General features: G+C 67.0%; 17 protein-coding genes and 5 pseudogenes. 14 read left to right on the forward strand and 8 right to left on the reverse strand.

Annotation, left to right across the window (positions count from 1 at the left end; all coding sequences use genetic code 11):
* Positions 1–355 precede the first annotated feature (355 nt).
* Positions 356–661, forward strand: a pseudogene (locus ACIBK0_RS46510) (MFS transporter); the annotation flags it as partial.
* Here ACIBK0_RS46510 and ACIBK0_RS46515 read toward each other — a convergent pair.
* Positions 615–3,611, reverse strand: coding sequence for a Tn3 family transposase (locus ACIBK0_RS46515; protein ID WP_399094876.1), 2,997 nt, complete (start codon positions 3,609–3,611; stop codon positions 615–617). The pseudogene ACIBK0_RS46510 and the gene ACIBK0_RS46515 overlap by 47 nt on opposite strands.
* Before the next feature lie 96 nt (positions 3,612–3,707).
* Between ACIBK0_RS46515 and ACIBK0_RS46520 the strand changes: the two are divergent.
* Positions 3,708–3,869, forward strand: a pseudogene (locus ACIBK0_RS46520) (transcriptional regulator); the annotation flags it as partial.
* On the forward strand, positions 3,862–4,086 hold the full coding sequence (locus tag ACIBK0_RS46525; protein ID WP_399094879.1) for a DUF397 domain-containing protein: 225 nt from the start codon (positions 3,862–3,864) through the stop codon (positions 4,084–4,086). The pseudogene ACIBK0_RS46520 and the gene ACIBK0_RS46525, both read left to right, overlap by 8 nt.
* Positions 4,087–4,360: 274 nt before the next feature.
* Here the strand turns inward: ACIBK0_RS46525 and ltrA are convergent, their stop codons facing one another.
* Both ltrA and ACIBK0_RS46535 read right to left on the reverse strand, forming a co-directional pair.
* Positions 4,361–5,608: a group II intron reverse transcriptase/maturase gene (gene ltrA, locus ACIBK0_RS46530; protein ID WP_399094882.1), complete on the reverse strand. Its 1,248-nt coding sequence runs from the start codon at positions 5,606–5,608 to the stop codon at positions 4,361–4,363.
* 566 nt (positions 5,609–6,174) lie between these two features.
* A complete protein-coding gene (locus ACIBK0_RS46535; RefSeq protein WP_399094885.1) occupies positions 6,175–6,471 on the reverse strand; it encodes a transposase in 297 nt (98 codons plus the stop codon).
* Positions 6,472–6,538: 67 nt separating this feature from the next.
* Between ACIBK0_RS46535 and ACIBK0_RS46540 the strand changes: the two are divergent.
* Positions 6,539–6,715 (forward strand): annotated as a pseudogene (locus tag ACIBK0_RS46540) (SAM-dependent methyltransferase); the annotation flags it as partial.
* A gap of 107 nt (positions 6,716–6,822) precedes the next feature.
* Positions 6,823–7,104, forward strand: coding sequence for a hypothetical protein (locus tag ACIBK0_RS46545; RefSeq protein WP_399094888.1), 282 nt, complete (start codon positions 6,823–6,825; stop codon positions 7,102–7,104).
* A 208-nt stretch (positions 7,105–7,312) separates the two neighbouring features.
* Here the strand turns inward: ACIBK0_RS46545 and ACIBK0_RS46550 are convergent, their stop codons facing one another.
* Complete coding sequence (locus ACIBK0_RS46550) at positions 7,313–7,789, reverse strand: hypothetical protein (RefSeq protein WP_399094891.1); 477 nt, start codon at positions 7,787–7,789, stop codon at positions 7,313–7,315.
* Between the two features lie 160 nt (positions 7,790–7,949).
* Here ACIBK0_RS46550 and ACIBK0_RS46555 point away from each other — a divergent pair, with 160 nt between their 5' ends.
* From ACIBK0_RS46555 to ACIBK0_RS46570, 4 genes are all read left to right on the forward strand, one after another.
* Positions 7,950–8,732, forward strand: a complete 783-nt coding sequence (locus ACIBK0_RS46555) for a hypothetical protein (protein WP_399094894.1) — start codon at positions 7,950–7,952, stop codon at positions 8,730–8,732.
* A 744-nt stretch (positions 8,733–9,476) separates the two neighbouring features.
* Positions 9,477–11,192: a hypothetical protein gene (locus ACIBK0_RS46560; protein ID WP_399094897.1), complete on the forward strand. Its 1,716-nt coding sequence runs from the start codon at positions 9,477–9,479 to the stop codon at positions 11,190–11,192.
* Positions 11,189–11,593 carry a hypothetical protein gene (locus ACIBK0_RS46565; RefSeq protein ID WP_399094900.1) on the forward strand — a complete coding sequence of 135 codons (405 nt, stop codon included), beginning with the start codon at positions 11,189–11,191 and terminating at the stop codon, positions 11,591–11,593. Before ACIBK0_RS46560 ends, ACIBK0_RS46565 begins: the two co-directional genes overlap by 4 nt.
* A gap of 308 nt (positions 11,594–11,901) precedes the next feature.
* The gene (locus ACIBK0_RS46570; protein WP_399094902.1) at positions 11,902–12,087 is read left to right on the forward strand and encodes a hypothetical protein; all 186 of its coding nucleotides are present in this window, start codon (positions 11,902–11,904) and stop codon (positions 12,085–12,087) included.
* 528 nt (positions 12,088–12,615) lie between these two features.
* On the opposite strand, the gene ACIBK0_RS46575 is transcribed toward ACIBK0_RS46570, so the two are convergent.
* The 3 genes from ACIBK0_RS46575 to ACIBK0_RS46585 are packed head-to-tail and all read right to left on the reverse strand — an operon-like array spanning position 12,616 to position 14,218.
* Positions 12,616–13,470: a helix-turn-helix transcriptional regulator gene (locus ACIBK0_RS46575; protein WP_399094904.1), complete on the reverse strand. Its 855-nt coding sequence runs from the start codon at positions 13,468–13,470 to the stop codon at positions 12,616–12,618.
* A 6-nt stretch (positions 13,471–13,476) separates the two neighbouring features.
* Positions 13,477–13,992: a DUF6879 family protein gene (locus ACIBK0_RS46580; protein WP_399094906.1), complete on the reverse strand. Its 516-nt coding sequence runs from the start codon at positions 13,990–13,992 to the stop codon at positions 13,477–13,479.
* Positions 13,967–14,218 carry a hypothetical protein gene (locus tag ACIBK0_RS46585; RefSeq protein WP_399094909.1) on the reverse strand — a complete coding sequence of 84 codons (252 nt, stop codon included), beginning with the start codon at positions 14,216–14,218 and terminating at the stop codon, positions 13,967–13,969. The genes ACIBK0_RS46580 and ACIBK0_RS46585 overlap by 26 nt, the downstream gene beginning before the upstream one ends.
* Positions 14,219–14,462: 244 nt before the next feature.
* Between ACIBK0_RS46585 and ACIBK0_RS46590 the strand changes: the two genes are divergently transcribed.
* The 3 genes from ACIBK0_RS46590 (at position 14,463) to ACIBK0_RS46600 (ending at position 15,860) form a co-directional block, all read left to right on the forward strand.
* Positions 14,463–14,651 (forward strand): hypothetical protein, encoded by a 189-nt coding sequence (locus ACIBK0_RS46590; protein ID WP_399094912.1) that lies wholly within the window; start codon positions 14,463–14,465, stop codon positions 14,649–14,651.
* The gene (locus tag ACIBK0_RS46595) at positions 14,648–14,857 is read left to right on the forward strand and encodes a hypothetical protein (protein ID WP_399094915.1); all 210 of its coding nucleotides are present in this window, start codon (positions 14,648–14,650) and stop codon (positions 14,855–14,857) included. The genes ACIBK0_RS46590 and ACIBK0_RS46595 overlap by 4 nt, the downstream gene beginning before the upstream one ends.
* A 379-nt stretch (positions 14,858–15,236) precedes the next feature.
* On the forward strand, positions 15,237–15,860 hold the full coding sequence (locus ACIBK0_RS46600) for a DUF5753 domain-containing protein (RefSeq protein WP_399094918.1): 624 nt from the start codon (positions 15,237–15,239) through the stop codon (positions 15,858–15,860).
* Between the two features lie 36 nt (positions 15,861–15,896).
* Here the strand turns inward: ACIBK0_RS46600 and ACIBK0_RS46605 are convergent.
* Positions 15,897–16,631, reverse strand: a pseudogene (locus ACIBK0_RS46605) (transposase); the annotation flags it as partial.
* Between the two features lie 81 nt (positions 16,632–16,712).
* On the opposite strand from ACIBK0_RS46605, the pseudogene ACIBK0_RS46610 reads away from it, so the two are divergent.
* A pseudogene (locus ACIBK0_RS46610) lies at positions 16,713–16,874 on the forward strand (hypothetical protein); the annotation flags it as partial.
* A gap of 33 nt (positions 16,875–16,907) precedes the next feature.
* Positions 16,908–17,177, forward strand: a complete 270-nt coding sequence (locus ACIBK0_RS46615) for a hypothetical protein (RefSeq protein WP_399094942.1) — start codon at positions 16,908–16,910, stop codon at positions 17,175–17,177.
* Positions 17,178–17,183: the final 6 nt, after the last annotated feature.

Consider the following 17,183-nt stretch of genomic DNA (forward strand, 5'->3'; position numbering starts at 1 on the left):
GCGCTCGGCGACGTGCCGGGCGACGGCATCGACACCGGGACGCGCGTACCGCTCCAGGGAGCGGACGGAGGCATGGCGAGAGCGGGCCAGCAGCATCGGCGTGGAGGTGCCCCGCTCAGCATCGTGCGTCAGCGCGGAGTGCCGGAGTCGGTGCAGCGTGAAGCCCTCCAGCGCCTCGATCGGCCTCGGGGATCAATGGAACCGTGGTTATCGGTGAGAACGATCATGGTCCCAGGGGTCGATACCACGGAAGGGATCTTCCGCGCAGCGGTTCGGGCGACGGCTAACTGATGCGGCGTCAGCCCGGCTACCCTCCGGCCCGTGCCGGTTGAGTTCTTAACTGATGAGCAGGCCCGAGCCCGGAGTGGGTGTCTCGTCCTGTCTGCTGCTGCTCTGCGGCTTCGGATTCGCCTACAGTCTCGGCCTGCAACGGCCGTTCCTGGACGCCCTGCCGCCAGATGGCCGGGGCCAGGCATTCGGTCTGCTCGGCTCCGGCAGCATGACGCTGCAGGGCGTCGGCCCGGCCTGCTTCGGCGCGGTGGCCGCAGGTATCGGAACAGGCGGCGCAATCGCCCTGGCAGGGGGTGCGGCGGCGCTTACCGCCGGCTGGATTCTCACCTGGCACCCGCCCACCCGGGTTCCCGTGGGCGCGGCACGGTGAGCCCCAGGTCGAGGCGCTTGTCCATGTCCAGGCGGAAGGTGCCGTACGGGTTGACGTTGGACCAGAACAGCGCGGTCAGCCCGCGCCGGTCCTCATCGCTCAGCTTCTTCGCCCAGGCCGGTTCGGCCAGGACCTGCTGGAGGAGCAGGGTGTTGACGTGCACGAGCGCGGACTGGAGCAGGTGCAGGGCGAGCATCGACGTTTCGGCGTGCTCCTTGTCCGGGCCGGTCAGCGCGCCGTCCTTGCCGTAGTGCAGCACGGTGTTCGCACTGTTCCAGTTCTCCACGACCTGGAGCCCGCCGTGAATCTCGCGACGCAGGCCGGGGCTGGCAAGGTAGTCGCAGGCGAAGATGGTGCGCACGGCACGGCCGAGTTCTTCGAGCGCGGCATAGGTGGGGTGCTTGGGGCCACCGCGGGTGAAGCGCCGCAGCACCTGCTCCGCCTCCGCCGTCCCGAGGCGGAGCGCGGTGGCGTACTTGACCATCTGGTCGTACTGCTGCTCGATCAGCTCCCAGCGGATCGGCCGCGTCAGCGAGGCGCCGAGCGCGGGCCAGCCGGGCGGTGTGTCGTCGGGGCGGTACAGGCGGATGCTGCCGATGTTCTTCAACCGCGGCAGCAGGCGGAAGTTGAGCAGCTCGGTGAACGCGAACCCGACCACCGAGGCGCCGTGGGTGTCGACGTACTGGGACTCGATCTCGGCGTCCGTGCAGTGCCGCAGCAGGCCATCGATCATCGCCGCGACCTCGGACGACGAACAGGACTTGAGCTGGGAGTAGATGCAGACGTTCTTCCGCTCGACGTGCCAGTAGATCATCACGCCGTTGCCGCCGTAGCGGGCGTGGTACTCGGTCATGAAGTTCGAGGACCAGGATCCGAACTTCTTGGAGTCCGACGCGCACGCTGTGCCCTGCCCCCACCAGGCGGCATCGCGGGCGGCGAACGTGCCGTTCACCAGCCGGGTGACGGCGGCGCGGAGGTTGTCGACGGTGATGAAGTGCCGGCGCACGTGCCGCAGTGCGGCCTCGCTCTCGCCGTGCTCGCCGGTCGCGACGATCGCGCGGATGCCCATGTTCGTGCCCAGGGCGAAGAGGGCCAGCAGGAGGCGGCGCTGGAGGACGTCGCGGTCGATGCGCTCGTAGGCGGCCACCGAGGAGAACTCGTCGGTGAAGCCGGTGAGGAAGTCGGCGTTCTTCAGCACGTCCAGAAGGTCGAGGACTCCCCACCGTCGTACGACCTCGTCCTTGAGCGCCTGGAGACCGGTGGGCTCGGCCAGCGGCTCCAGCTTCGGCACGGTGATCCACGGCTCGCCCTTGCGGGTGGTGACCTTCACTCCGCCCGCCGAGCCGTCCGCGAGCGCCGCCGAGAGCCCGTCAAGGGCCGCGGTCATGCGCTTCTTCAGATCCGCGATGAACGCCCGCGGGTTCAGCGGCTGGCGGATCGCGGCGTAGTGCACCGCACGGGTGGCCTCGAAATCACCGGGCAGATCGTCCTCCGGATTGCCCCAGCGGGCCGCGCCCTCCACGTAGATCTCCCGGCGGCGCACCGCGTCCCGCAGCGCCACCAGCACGCACAACTCGTACGGGATGCGCTCGACCCTGTCTTTGTCGTCGACGACCGCCTCCCGCCACTCCTTGCGCACCACGCCGTCCATCGGCACGACATCGGCGGCATCGTAGAAGCGGGTCTTGCCGTCGACGCCGGCGTACTTCTTCAGCAGCTTCATGGCGTCCATCACAGGCTGGTAGGCGGTGTTGTTGCACTTGAAGCCCAGCGTGTTCAGCAGCGGCGGCAGCATCTGCCGGTAGTACGAGCTGTAGGAGGAGCGCAGCGTGGTGCGGACCTTCGCCTTGAAGACCTTCTCGTTCGCCTTCGCCTCGGCCACCAGGTCCTTGAGCGTCTTCTCCCCGACCACCGGATACAGCGCCCGCCGCACGACCTCGTCCGGTTTGCCGACCGCGGCCTCCGCCAGCTTGAAGAGGATCCCCTCCTTGCCCCGGACCTTCTTCAACTCCGCCGTCAGCTGCTTCTCCACCCGCCGCTCCGCACGGGTGTTGATCTTGTGAACCAGAGCGATCAGGAGGTCGACCAGGGCATCGGTGATCTCCGCCTGCCGAGATGAGCACAGCGCCGCGAGCAGCGTGATCCGTACGTCCTCGCTCGTGTCGCGGAAGTCCGATGGGTACATCTTGATCGCCCGCGCCCGCCACGCGGCCACCAGCTTCTCCGAGCAGTCCGCGAACAGCCCGTCTGGGAGGGCGAGTTCCCGCACCGACGTGAGCTTGAGGATCTCCATCAGCAGGGCGTCCAGACCGACAGCTCCCGGGTCGCGCTTGAGCGCGGCCAGCAGCGCGGTGCCCTCGTCGTTCCCCTCGGCGATCAGCGCCAGCAGCCGGGCCCTGCCCACTGTTCCCAGGCGTTCGATGGTCCGGGCGCAGAACACCCGCTCCCACCTGCCCCGCGCCGCGACCAGGACCTTCTCGATACGGGTGGGGCCTGGCGGCTCGATCTTCCGCGTACGGCACTCCACCAGCAGGGCTTCGCGCTGCCGGTCCTCCACCAGCTCGACCGGGCACACTTCCGCGGCCAGCCACGCAGTCAGCGACTCCTCGTCGGCGCGTGTCGGCGGCCGGAACTCCAGGGCCTCACGGATCTGCTTGCGGTGCCGTTTCGCGCCCGCCAGGTCGTACTTCGCCAGATCCGCCGCCGGCACCTTCACCAGACCCGCGACGTACTCCACCGCGGGCTGAGGGAACTCCTCGATGAACTCCGGGAACCGGGCCTCGATCTCGAAGAACTTCAACATCAGGCAGAAGCCGAGCCTCGTCGGCCCGGTCTTGTTGGCCACGAGCTTCCAGTCGCCATCCACCAGGGTCCAGCTCGCCAGCAACTCCTCCGGCGACCACTCCTGCCGCACACCCGCCCCTTTGCCGTCGACCTCCCGGGCATTCACCCGGACAGCCCAACGAGGCGTCCCACCACCGGGATACGGGTCCCAGAACCTACCGGCGGGTTACTTGTTCCCTCGTGTCTGAGCTAGGACTTCGGGGCCTACGTCGAAGGTCTCCACACGGGCAAGGTGCATGACGCCCCGGCGATGGTGGAACGCTTCCAGGGCACCTACGATCTTGCGCTAAGCGATGCACTGCCGCTGAAAGAGTCACTGGCCCTGATGCGGGCGACAGCGAAGGACTACAGACACCATGACTGAGCACAGCATCCCGAACGCCTCGACCCTGAGCGGATGGTGTAAGTCGTCCTACAGCGGCGGCGACCAGGGCAGTTGCATCGAGGTACTGGACGGGTACCCCTCTGGCGTTCCCGTCCGGGACTCCAAGAACCCGCACGGCCCGGCCCTCAACATCAAGCCATCCGCCTGGACATCGTTCGTGTCCGCCATCCAGAGCAGGACACTCCGGAACACGTGACCCCGCCCCTCCCCCCATCACAAGGCCCCGTCGCCCCAGGTGACGGGGCTTCACGACTCCCAGCAGTCACGGTTGCTCGCAGCTGAGCGGCACGAGCAGTCCCGAAAAGCGCAAAGTTGTCGGCCTCGCCGTCGATGAACTCGTACTTCTCCGTCACCGGTATTCCTGGGCGAAGAAGGCCGCCGGTCGGGTGGCCCGGAGGAATCTCACCCCCGGGCTCCCACAGATCCCGGCGTGACAGTCTCCCGTCACCGGGCTCTTATCATCCTGATCTTCAGGTGACGTTGACCCATTTCCAGTGCGCGAAGAACGACGGGTAGGACTTGACGACCTGATCCCATCTCCGCGATGCCTTCTTGTAGGTCTTCAGCCGCTTGTGTTTCTTCCGGACCCAGCGCAGCAGGTAGAAGTTGATGCGCTGGAGGAGGGGATACAGTTCGGTTTGGTAGAAGGCCCCGTAGTACTGCATCCATCCGCGAATGATCGGGTTAAGCCATTTCGCGAACTCGCCGAAGGAATAGGTGACGTGCATGTGAATCCGCCAGGAGCGGACTTCCGTGCTCATCTTCTTCAGGGCGTCCTTGCTGACCGCCGGGAGGAAGGACGTGAAGACCTTGCCATGGCGGTCCTGTGCCGGTCGGTTGCGGAATGTGAAGCCCAGGAAGGTGAATGAGGTGGCAGTGTCATCACGGCGTCGTTCCCTTCCGCAGTACACGATCCGCGTCTTGTCCGGGTGCAGTTGGAGCCCGACCTCTGCCATTCTGCCCTCAAGTTGCACCAGGACCTCTCGGGCCTGCCGCTCCGACGAGCAGTGGATCACTGCATCGTCCGCATAGCGTTCGAACTGGACACCCGGAAAAGTCCGGGTGAGCCACATGTCGAATGCATAATGCAGAAACAGATTCGCCAAGATCGGAGATACCGCAGACCCTTGTGGGGTTCCGCAGTCTCTCTGCTGCAAGGTGCCGTTGGGCATCAGTACGGGAGCGGCAAGCCACCGCTTCACATACAGAATTACCCACGCGGCGTCAGTATGGGATTCCACCGCTTTCATGACCAGATCCCAGCGGACACTGTCGAAGAACTTGGCGATATCAAGGTCAATCACCCACTTCTTCTTCCAGCACCTTTCCCGACACGCCGACACCGCGTCCAGTGCCGACCGTCCAGGACGGTAGCCGAAGGAGTACGCATGGAACAATGGCTCCACCCGTTTCTCCAGATGCTTGGCCACCACCGTCTGGGCGATCCTGTCCGAAACTGTCGGAACGCCGAGCAAACGGACCTCGCCGCCATGCGACTTGGGAATTCCTACACCTTTCACCGGGGGCGGAAAGTAACTTCCCGAGGACATCCGATTCCAGATCTTGTAGAGGTTCCCCCTCAGATCCTTCTCGAATTCCTCGATCGTGCAGCCATCCACCCCCGCAGCACCCTGATTAGCCTTCACCTTCAGATACGCCTCCCAGACCTCTCCTTTCGAGATATCAAACGGCTTCCCTGTCGACTTCAGCTCGCTCACGCAGCTCCTCCCGGGCAGAACCCGGTTGACCAAACAAACGAACCACGGACAATCCGGCCCCTTCGCTCCACCCTCACCGCGCCGAGCAAGAGCTTCATCACTACTACGAACCGGTCCGCCGACACGGCTTGCATCGGTACTCAGCCTCTCGCGGGTTCCCCGCTTGAGGTTCTCCCTTACGCGGCGTCATCCAAATCGGGCTGCCGCAGCATCAAACCGTGCCTTCCCACGTTCCGCACGAGCGCCGCAGACCAGGATCACGTCGCCTCTACGCCGGGCACCACCTGGCCAGTAGATCGGGTATCCGCCAGGCTCATCCCGGGGCAAAAAGTAACCCCCGGTTTTGATGCCACCTAATCCTTAACGACGCGTCAACAGCGTCCCCATGTACGGGATTCGCGCTCCGTCTTCCTGATCCCCACCTGACGCCTCTTGGACGCCTTTTCCACATCGCTCACCACGGTCGCGTTACCACTTCCGCAGCATGTGGCGGTTTGTAGCCTCCCCCCGCAGGGCGGCTCCGAAGGGCCTACCTTCATCACTCGTGCAGCACCACGTTCCGTCGCTCAACTACCCATAGCGAACTCCCGTGTTCGTGGCACACCTTTTCCCAGGAACTCGGTCTTCATGCGGAGTTCCCGGTTCTCGCGTTCCAGTTCGCGCAGGCGGGCGCGTTCGCTGATGTTCAGGGGAGGCTCCTCCCCGGCGTGCTCTTGCCGGTACCGGCTGACCCAGGTGCCCAGCGTTCCCTCGTTCACTTGTATCTCTCGGGCGACCTCGGCGATCGGGCGGGACTCCACGACCACCATCTTGACCGCCTCGTCCCGAAACTCCGGACTGAACTTCCTACGCTTCTGTGCCACGTGCTCTCTCCGCCGTTCTGGACTTCGATCCTATGGGGACCGCTGTCCGAGAACTTCGGGGCGCCTCAGCATGCACAAGGGCGGCTTCGCGGGGAAGGCGATGTACTCCTACCGGTACAGCTACCGGCCCGAGGTGTGGGAGCGATTCTTGATCCGGGCCGGTTTCGCCACCGCCAAGGCGGAAGTCCTCGAGGCTCCGAAGCCCGGCCACATCGGGACGCTGATCGTCGCCGCCCGTGCCTGAACCGCGGTCCCGGCCGGACCGGAACCCCGGCCGGGGCCGCTCCGTGTCCGGGCATTTGAGGGCGCTCGGCAACGGGCATACCCACTGCAGAGAACCGGGGGGATGCCATGGTGCATTACGAGCGCAAGCGGTTCGGCCTGACGATCTACTTCACCAAGGAAGAGACCGAGGACCTTGCAGACTCGGCATCTGCCGTAGCTATCGTGGCTGCCGCGATCCCAGACTCCACCGTCAGCAAAGTTGTGGCGGCGTCTGCCGGCATCATCGCCTTGCTGGCTCAGCGGGCCAAGCGCAAAGGCCAGGGCCTGGGGCTCTCGTGGATTGGGCTTGGCGTCGCACCGATCCCGTTCTTCTTCGACGAGCCACCGAAGGCCGCCCGCGCCCTGTAACAGTCAGCAGCCGTTCGGCTCCCTCCTCGCGGCGGTCGTGGTGGCCGGCGGGCTGCCGGCGTTTTCCCGTCATCCGCCCCCCGCTCGTCTCGATCCTTCCGGGCAACAGGCTCTTGGCTGCAGCGCTCCACCGCCGCATGGGGCGTCCAGCGCGTAGCGGGCGGCAGTGCGATGGTGAGGTGACGCAGGCATGCGTCGTCGGCGCCGTTCAAGCAGCCAGAGCGGTGTTGGTGCCGAAGACTTCCTCGAAGGGATGGGCTTGGCGGGTGCCGACCAGGACCCAGGCTCCGCTGGGATGGTGGTGGGTGTGCGTGCTGTAGTGGTGGACCTCCGAGGGGGTGAGGACTTTGAGGTCGCCGAAGACGTAGTAGAGCGGTGTGGGGGCGTGGGTTGCGGTGAAGAGCAGGCCGGCCCTCAGCGTGGCAGCACTGATCGCGTAACGGTCCGAGTGGGTGCTGGGCATGCGGTCCTTGGCGTCGATGGTGACCAGCTCGCCGTCGCGGGCGGCTATGAGGTCGGGGAAGTGCCGCAGCGCGGAGTCGGTGCGTGCCAGGGCGTCCTGGATCGTGGGCGGGTAGGTGCCCTGCCCGCAGCGCTGGACTGTCCACCCGCGCCTCTGCAGTGCAGCGGCGACGCGTTGTTCGTGTGCGTCGCCGACGTTCTTGCGGTCCTTCCAGTGCGTCACCGTGGTTGCCCTCCCACCAGCCGACTGCGTGATACGAACCACTCCCTTTTCGTGCCACTCTCATATGGCTATGATGCCCCGCATGGCGGCATACATAGACCCACGGTTTCGTCCCACTCTTTGGCCGGGAACCCCCGTCCCCGCACCGGAGCTGAGGCCCGTGCCCGGCGCACGCGCCGACGGCGAGTGGATCGTCTGGGACCCCCATCTGCGCTCCCAGGGCGCGACTGTTGCGCTGCCAGAGGACTTCTATCTGCGCGAGTTCATGGAAGTTGATCCCGCCGATCTCGACGCCGTGGCCGCCCTGATGCGCGCCTACGGGTCTCTGGGTGGCAGCATCAACACGGGCAGCTGGGACGTCGACGTGTACGAGCGCCTCAAAGAGCTCACCGAGCGCGAACACCCGCGCCACGGGACGTTCTGTCTGCACGGCGAACTCGCCACGCTCTACCTCACGGAGGCACAGGCGGCCATCACCACCTGGCTGGCCCTGCGCCGCGAGGGCGGACTTGACGCACTCGTCGAGCCCGAGGTCAGCGAGGAACGACTCGCGCACTGGCGCTCCCAGAACACGCACCGAAAAGATCCATGGCCGCGCGATCTGGACCATCTGCGCGAGCTCGTCCTGGAAATACGGATCAGCGACCTGGTAGGTGAACTGAACGCCGCGCTCGAGCCGTTCAGCATCGGCATCGGCAGCCTGACAGACCGCTACCCCACCATCCTCTCGATCGCCTTCCTCCAGCTGTACAACCATCTCGCCGAGGACGCCACGATCCGCGAATGCGCCAACGAGACCTGCCGTCGGCCCTTCGTACGCCAACGCGGCCGTGCCGAGTACGGACAAAACCGCACCAGCGGCATCAAGTACTGCACCCGCGAATGCGCCCGCGCTCAAGCACAACGCGAACACCGCCGACGCCGCAAACAAACCGGCCCCTGAACCACTCTTGGACCGCGAGCGCACACAGAGCCCGGTCGGTGACGGTCGGGCCGGCAGCTCGGCCATGTCGGCACGGATGAGATCGCCGTCGACGCCGCCGAGGTTCTCAAGGAAGGCCGGGCAGCCGGCTTCCTGATTCCCACGGTGGCCGTGAAGGCCTGGGACAGGGCTCTGCCGGAACCTGGTCTCATGCCCGCTTGGGCTCGTACGGGCTCCAGCCATGCAGGTACGGGCGCAGATCCTCTGGTGTGATCGCCGGTGGATCCGGTAGTCCTGGGTTCTGCGAGCAGCTGGCGGCTCGACAGGGTGAGTCCGCGCACGATCTGGGCCAGCACGTTGACCTTCGGAAGGAAGAAGTCGGCATCCTCCTGTGTCCAGTCAGCCGGAGCGATAGCCGTGAGGGGGTGCTCGGGATGACGACGTTTGCCGCAGTCAGGTCGCCGATCTCCTGCTCGACCTGCGCGAGCGCGCGGTGTCACTCGCTCAGACTGAAGCAGCTTCCTGGCCGCTGGCCGCCAAGATCATTTGACAGACGGTCAACGAGGCGGCCTGCGGGGTCGGAATTCGGTCAAAGCTTCGCTCATTCAATGGCGTTGAGCGCATTGTCGCGTTTGCGCTCTGGTGCTTTGCCGCGTTGGCCGTGAGGATGCCCGCCTGATCGGTGCACCGGGGGGCGGTATGGGACTGGGGCGGGGGCTGCGTGTTCGGGAACGCGGTGCGGAGGGGATGTCCGGGTGGCCGGCAGTGCCGGTTCAGGCCGGGGCCGCAGACGCCACCAGCAGTTCCTCCGGTGAGGTGGATCCGACGTCGTCGGAGGTGACCCGGCTGCTGTGCCAGTCCGTCTACTCGCGCCCTGACCAGGTGAAAGCCGTCACGAAATGGTGGCGCAGGATCCGCGGCAAGACCAGCAAGGCGAGCAAGCCCCGGCGCAGTGTCCGCAGGCGTATCTATCTGGAGGGCAGTGACGACTGCCCGCCCCTGGGTGAGCCTATGGCGGGGTGGGTGGTGGATCATGTCCTGCACGGGCCGCCGCTGCCCGTGCCGTCGTACGGCTTCGATCTCGTGCCCGTGGTCGCGCACAGTCTGCGCAGCAGACGACGGCAGTGGCTGCGGCGGGTGCTGGTAGTGCTCTGGGCCGCTGCTGTGGCGTACGCGATTCCGCGTGCTGGCGTCGTGTGGGGCGTGATTGTCCTGCTGGCGCTGGTGATGCGGTGGGCGGCGCTGCGGGCGGTCCGCAGAGGAAAGAAGTCGCGGCTGGCGCCGTCGCCCCGTGCCGCGTATGTCGTGCTGTGTGTGCCGCTGCTTCTCGCGGTGGTGCCGTATGAGCCCATCCGCAGCGAAGTGGTCCCCTTGCGGCTGGGCTTGCTGCTGCTCCCGCTCGTGCTGCTGGCCGGAGCGGGACTTGTCTGCATGGGCGACCGGCTGGCCGCGCGGGCGGCACTGGCGGAGATCGCCGGCGAGAGTGTCGCGGCTGGCCGTCTGCCGTGGGTGGCGGCGAAGGGTGGGCGCCGGATGGCTCAGATCAGCGCGGAGCAGAAGCGGCAGGAGCTGCCCTACAACAATCCGGAGCGGTTCGTCGGGGCCGGGCGCGAGGTGTGGGGCGTCGCGGACATCGGTATTCCGCTCAAGCCCAGGGACCCGCAGGAGTCGGTCAGATCCTTCGGTGAAGACGAGCTCCTGCGGCGGATGGGAACCGCTCTCAAGGACCTGGGGCGCGGCGCACGGGAGATCACCGATCCGCTGCCCGGCTTCTCGGTCACGCAGGTGAAGGGGCTGCCGTCCGCGCTGTGGCTGCGGCGCACCCGTGCCGCGAAGCTGGAGTTGCCCGACCTGCGGGGCCGAGGGCGCCGATCGCCGTCCAGCGTCCCGGACCGGCTGTACCTGCGCGCCCAGTGCGTCAGCTGGGACGGCCAGGTCGTGGTGAGCGTGTTCGTGCACGCCGCACTGGAGGCCGGCGAGCTGCGCCTGACCCTGCGACCGCACGTGATGACGCCCCTGTACAACGAGTTGAGAGTGACCGACGCGCCGCTCGCCAAGCGCGGGCTCCGGCTCCTAGGCTGGACGGCGGTACAGGCGATGCTCGACGCAGCCGAAGGCCCGCTCTCCTTGTGGCAGTTCGTGACCCGCCTCGGGCAGGGCCAGCAAAGGGACGACGACTCCGCCGAGGAGAAGGATCCGCTCAGCCTGCGGGACCGGTACTCCATCGAGGAAGTCACCGACATGCACCAGAGCGACGATGCCAAACGGCACGTGGTGCTGATGCAGACATGCATCTTCCGGGCCGTCGCGGAGTACCTCGTCGAACTCGGTGTCGACACAGCCCAGTTCGATGAGCAGGTAGCCATGGTCATCACCAACATCCAGGTCTACGGCGACAACAACGCGCCCATCCAGAACGTCGCCGGCAGCGGTATCAGCAACATCGGCCAGAACAACAGCGCCCAGGGGGGAACGAAATGATGGTCGGGGGACGACGCCGCCACGAGGACGAACACGGACATGGCTCGGGCATCAGCATCGGCGGCAACAACACCGCCCCGCTGCAGAACGTGGTGGGACACAACATCTCGCACGTTCACCAGTCCGCTGCCGCCGCAACCACCCCCGTAGACCTCGACACCCTGCGCGATCTCCTCACCACCTTCCGCACCGAGGTGGACCGCAGCGCGGAAGACCTGCGCAACACACAGGTACTGCAAGCCATGGCGGACTCCATCGACACCTCGCTCACCACACCGGACGCACAAGCACAAAGCACCCTGCGCGGAGCCGTGCAAGCACTGCCAGCCCTCGTGGCCGGCACCGTCGTGCAACAAGGCGGCGAAGCACTCGCCCACGCCCTCGCAGGATGGCTGGGCTGAGAAGAAGCAGCAGCCGATGACCTTCACCTAGACCGTCTAGCCCGAACCTCGGACAGCGGTCACCCACTTCAGCGGGACCGATGACGGGCGATGATGTCCGCTCGTATGCTCCCCGAATGCGAATCTCGATCGGGATGGGCCCTCTGCGGGTGTCAGGACGTCTCGGGGGCGGTAGCCGTCGGACCCGGAGACTGACCCCTCAGCAGGTGCACAGGCGAAATGCTCGTCTCGACTGGCTGAGCCGAGTTCTGAAGCCCCGCCGACAGGAACCGGAGCGAAAGCCCGCGGCTCCGCTGGATCCTGCTCTGGTGGCCACTACGACGTACGACGTGCTGGCCTCGCCGACATCGGTCGGCTGGTCGCTCATGGTGCAATACGTCGGCAAGACGACCTGCAAGCATCTTGGAGAGGCCGAATCCGCCGCGCGGGACCTGATCATCTTCCACACCGGCATGCCGCAGGAGCGCATCCGTGTGAAGCTCGACCGTGTCTAACCCGCCGTGTCGAGACCCAAGTCGACCTGCCCGACCGGCCCCGACCTCCGGGCACGCGCCTGCGCACCCCACCGCACTGATAGAACAGAGCAAGCGCTCCGGTCCACGCCGCACATCCGCACCGGCCGCCATCCCCACGGGGACCGACGCGGTGGCGGATGCCGCGCGCGACGTCCTCGAGCACACCGCCCGGCTCGGCACGACCATCCCCTGGGAGCGGTTGTGTGCACAGGTCAAAGGACTGAGCGCCGCGCCCTGAAGTCCGTGTCCGCCCGCTCCCGTTCCACCACGCCACTGGCCGCCCTGATCACCGCCAACAGGCGCCGCACCCGCACTACCGGCACCTGGCCAAGACCGGCGACGACCCGGCCACCCGGAGAGCCTGGCAGCAGGCCGTCGCGAACATCCACGCCTCATACCGGCCCGCTCCCCCGCCGTCCGGCGCCCGCCCGGACAACAGCCCCACCTGACGCGAATCGGGCCCCGCCCTCCTTCAGGAGGGCGGGGCCCGATTCGTCGTGTCCGGGTTCAGCTCAACGCGTCGATGGCTTTCACGATCAGGGCGCGCGCGTCGGCGCCGTAGACGGCGAGCTCCGTGAGTCTGGTGAACGCGCGCAGGTAGATGTCCAGTTCGCCCGGGGCCGTGACGGTCACTTTCGCGGCAAGCAGTTCCACGTTGACTCGAGCGTCGTCGAAGGCCGTGAATTGTTCCAGCGGCCACATGATCTGCTCTCGCGGCGCCTGGGCGGGGATGATCCCCAGGGACATGGACGGCAGCGTCATGGAGGAGAGCAGATGGCCCAGTTGGCCGGCCATCACCTCCGTGTCCCCGATGCGGTGGTGGAGGACGTTCTCCTCGATGAGGGTCGCGAATCGGTGGTCGCCTTCATGGATGACGCGTGAGCGCCTTATGCGGGCCTGGACTGCCTGGTTCACGTCGTCGGGGGTTCCGCGGAAGCCGGCGATGGTGCCCATGAGAGCCGTGGCGTAGCCGGGTGTCTGCAGGTAGCCCGGAATCACGTGGGAGGCGTACACGCGGAACTGGCGGGTGCGCTCGTATAGGGGCGTGGACGCCTCCTGAAGGTTCTTCAGGCCGGTGCGCTGGAGTCGTCTCCAGTGGACGTACAGGGAGTCGGCCTGCCGGTTGGCCGCGACCAGGTCCGCCGCCTGCCCGTCCGCGTCACAGGCCGTGCACCAGGCCCGTATGTCCGCGTCCGAGGGCGCGGTGTGGGCGTTCTCGATGCGGGAGGACTTGGCCACGGACCATCCGCAGCGCTGGGCGAGTTCCTTGCCGGTGATGCCGGCGTTCAGGCGTATCTCCCGCAGGCGTGCGGCGAGAGCTGCGCGTGCTTCCTGCACGCTGGACGTGGGGAAGGGGGGCATGTCGGGTTACTTGACCTCGTACTCGTCGTGCGGGGTGGCGCGCTCCCAGATCTTCTCGAACGCAGCGGAGGACATGTGCACGATGCTGGGGTCCTCGCGTAGCTCTTTGCTCTCCCAGTTTCCGTCGCCGGAGAAGTGGTGCACGCGGATCAGTCGGTCGTCGAAGATCCAGAAGTCGCAGCCGGGCACGAGGAGGTCCGCTGTGCGGTGCCGGGGCAGCCAGCGGACCAGCTCCCCGGCTTCCACGTTGGCGCGGGTGACGTAGTGCTCCCAGCGGATGTACTCGCTGACGGGCTCGGAGATGATCCGGGCCCGGCGGATGCGTACGCCTCGGCTTGCGGCGTCGGCGATCTGCTGGTGGAAGGAGCGCCACCAGGAGGCTCGGTCGTCCCAGTCGGTGCGATGTCCCTGCTTCCATGCCTCGAAGCGCGGGTTGCTGTAGTAGCTGTCTCGCATCTCCAGGTGGACTGCCGACTGCTTGGCGGCGGCGAGGAGTTCACCGAACTCCGGGATCGAGCTCATCGCACGCCTTCCTGATGACGGGAATCATCCGCTGGGGGATCCTGATGACCGTCTCTGCAGGCGGGATCGGGGCACGGGCTGGGGACAGTGCGTCGCAGCGTGCGGTCGACTCGTCGTCGGCTTTGTAGCTCTGGATCAGCAGATCTGATGTGTCCGTGTCGACCCATACCGTCGGGCATCCGTCGTCATCCGTGTCGGGGTCGATCCCGACGAACTGAATGTTCATGGTGGCGCGCCTCCCGCACTCGTGGGTTGCAGCGATTTACACCACCGTCACGTCCTCAGACGACGCAGTCAAGAGCACGTACCGGCCACGAGCTGCAGTCCTCAACTCCTGTGTAATTCGGTGCAACTTCGTAGCGGGTGCAGTGCTCTGGTTCCTAACGTCGTCAGAAGCGACAAGCCCACCACTCTGCTCCCGCCCGCCGCATGTCGGCGCCGGGGCAGACCTACACCAGCGGAGGCACTGCATGACGACCATGGATCCACCCGTCACCCTCGAACTACCTCTCGCTCCGCCGGCGCCGGCGCCTGGCTGCGGCGTCTGCGGCGCCCTCGCCCGACAGCGGGCCCAGGCCGCCGACGACGCCGATCTGTCCCGCGCGACGGACTGCAGCGTCGAGATCCGCAACCACCCCCATGCGGAAGGCGCGTCATGAGCGGCTTCAGGCAGGAGTGGCGCGACGCGGGAAGCGCATCCGGCCACATGCAGACGGTCGCAGACAGCGGCACGTACAACCGCATGCAGACCGCGTACCGCGCCTACATCGGCCACTCCGCCATGTGTGACGACTGCGGACACGGAGAGAAGCGCTGTGCGGAGGCCGAAAGGCTGTGGAGGGCCTATCGCGCGGCACGCAACTAGCCTGGCCCGCCTCGGGCCAGCGGTGGTCACGGCACAGCGAGTTCACGCACAGCCTCGGGCAAGAGGCGCGGGCGCCGGTTGCTGCTCGACCGGACCAGCAGAGCGGCGGGCTCCTGCTCATCGCTGTCCGGCTCCCGATCTCGCATCGCTGGCCTGGCCTTGTGCCATGCGGCAACTTCGGGAAGCTGGTCCCAGATGCCTCGCACCGTAACCAGGAGCACGCTGTCGCCGTAGGTCACCGGCAACGAGATCCGGTACGACTACCAGTTGTGTCGGTTCGGTGTGCCCGAGATCCTCAAGGCAGCTGAACCGATCCCTGATGCCCCTCGGTCCTTGACCGTCCTGCTCAGCCACCAGCCCTGAGAGGGGATCCCCGCTCATGACGGACCAGCTTGCCCAACAACCGAACACTCCATGGAAGCAGCTTCTCGACAACGGCCTCGACGCCGTGCAGAGCACCTATCTGGACCGCTACCGGCAGACCCGCGAGGGCTTGCACTACTGCGCCGACGTCGTCTGGGGAAACCTCCAAACGCCCGCCTATGCCCGCGCCATGCTGACCTTGGTCGCCGACGTCCACGGCGGCAGCCACGACACCATCGAGGAGGCCGTGGCGACCCGTACAGCACGGGGTGCGCTCATCGGCAAGGACGGCCGCACCAGCCACCTGCTCCTGGGCGAGCAGGCCCTGCGCACCAACATCGGCGGCACCGACGTGATGCGCAGCCAACTCGACTATCTGGCCGACGTGATGGACCGTGACGGGATCACCTTGGGGGTCGTCCCGGCTCGTGCACCAATGCCGTGTCCGCCGCCCACGACGTTCACCGTGTTCGACCGCATGCTCGTCGACATCGAGACCGCATCGACGCTGATCCAGATCACCGACCCGCCCGAAATCGCCGTCCACGTGCGCACCTTCGAGCTCCTGAAGACCGTCGCCGTTTATGGCCAGGCGGCGCGGAACCTGATCCTTACCGAGCGTGACAGGCACCCTGGGTGAGGACCGCACAGGAGGACGCGGCCCTCAGCTTGGCGTTTATCCTCGCTGAGCTAAGTGCTCCTTGATCGATTCGGCGCGTTTGGCTGTCTTGCCGACGTCGTGGTGCCTGGCCCGGTGCTTGTTCGTCGAGCCGGCAGGCCGTCCCGGTCCTGGCCGGGACGGTTTCGGTGCGGCTGCCGGACGGGCCGTGGTCGCGCGGACGTAGCGAAACCCGCGCCGCACCCGGGCCGGGGTGAGGCGGCGGGGTTCGGTGCGGCGTTCCCAGGGGCGGCGCAGGTCCTCGGTGAGGGGGCGGGCGAGACGGAGCTGGGTGTGGGCGGCGACGACGAGCCAGGTCCACAGGTCGGCGGTGTCCGCGTGGCGGATCTTCGGTGCGGTCCAGCCGAGGGTCTGCTTCATCAGCCGGAAGGTGTGTTCCAAGTCGAAGCGGCGCAGGAACGACTGCCACCAGCGGTCGATGTCCGCGGGTGTGGCACTGTCTGCCGAGGACCACAGCCAGACGGGTTTCAGGTCGCGGTCGCCCGGCAGGTGCTCGACCTTCAGCCGGATCAACGTTCCGTGGAGGATGGGTAGTTCCTCGTGCTCGTGCTCCAGCCAGGGGCCACGGTGGGTGAGTCTGGGGTGCATCCGGTCACAGGAGGTCGCCTCGGCGGTGCCGTAGCGGGTGGTTGCGGTGGAGGTGGTGAGGTCGGGGGTGTGCCAGGTGTCGGGCTTGGCGAGGGTGAGGACGCCGCCGTGGCGGCGCGGCCGCCCGCCGCGGGGTCCGGAGCGGGTGGGGCCGGCGTCGCGGAGCATGACGCGGTGCACGAGGCGGAGGTGGGAGTGCTCATCGTCGACGCCGATGTCGTACGAGTGGAACGCCAGCTGCGTGAGGGCGCTTTGGAGTGCCCGTCGTGCAGGGCGGGTCTGGCGCCGTGGGGTCACGGGCGGCCGCGGGAAGTACGCGGTGATCTCGGAGCGAGGCTGTTCCTGCGGCCACGCCGGACGCGGTGCTCGGGCTGCAGGGTCACGCATGTTCTGCTGGCCGAGTTGGTGGTGCCGCGGCGGATGGACGCGGCCGAGGTGATCGGCGCCGGGCTGGAGATAGCGGCCCTGGGCATGGGCCACCGCCAGATCGCCGCGGTGCTGGGCCGGGCTGATGCGACGGTCCGCGGCTGGATCCGCCGCTTCAGGGTGCGGGCCGAGGACGTGCGTCGGCACTTCACCGTCGTCCTGGTGGCCCTCGCGGACGACCCGGTGATGCCGGCCCCGGAAGGCTCGCCGCTGGCGGACGCCGTTTCGGCGCACGCCAGATCCACAGACAGACACGGCCCGTGACCGGCC

It is taken from the genome of Streptomyces sp. NPDC050564 (assembly GCF_044457265.1).
Taxonomy (GTDB): Bacteria; Actinomycetota; Actinomycetes; order Streptomycetales; family Streptomycetaceae; genus Streptomyces.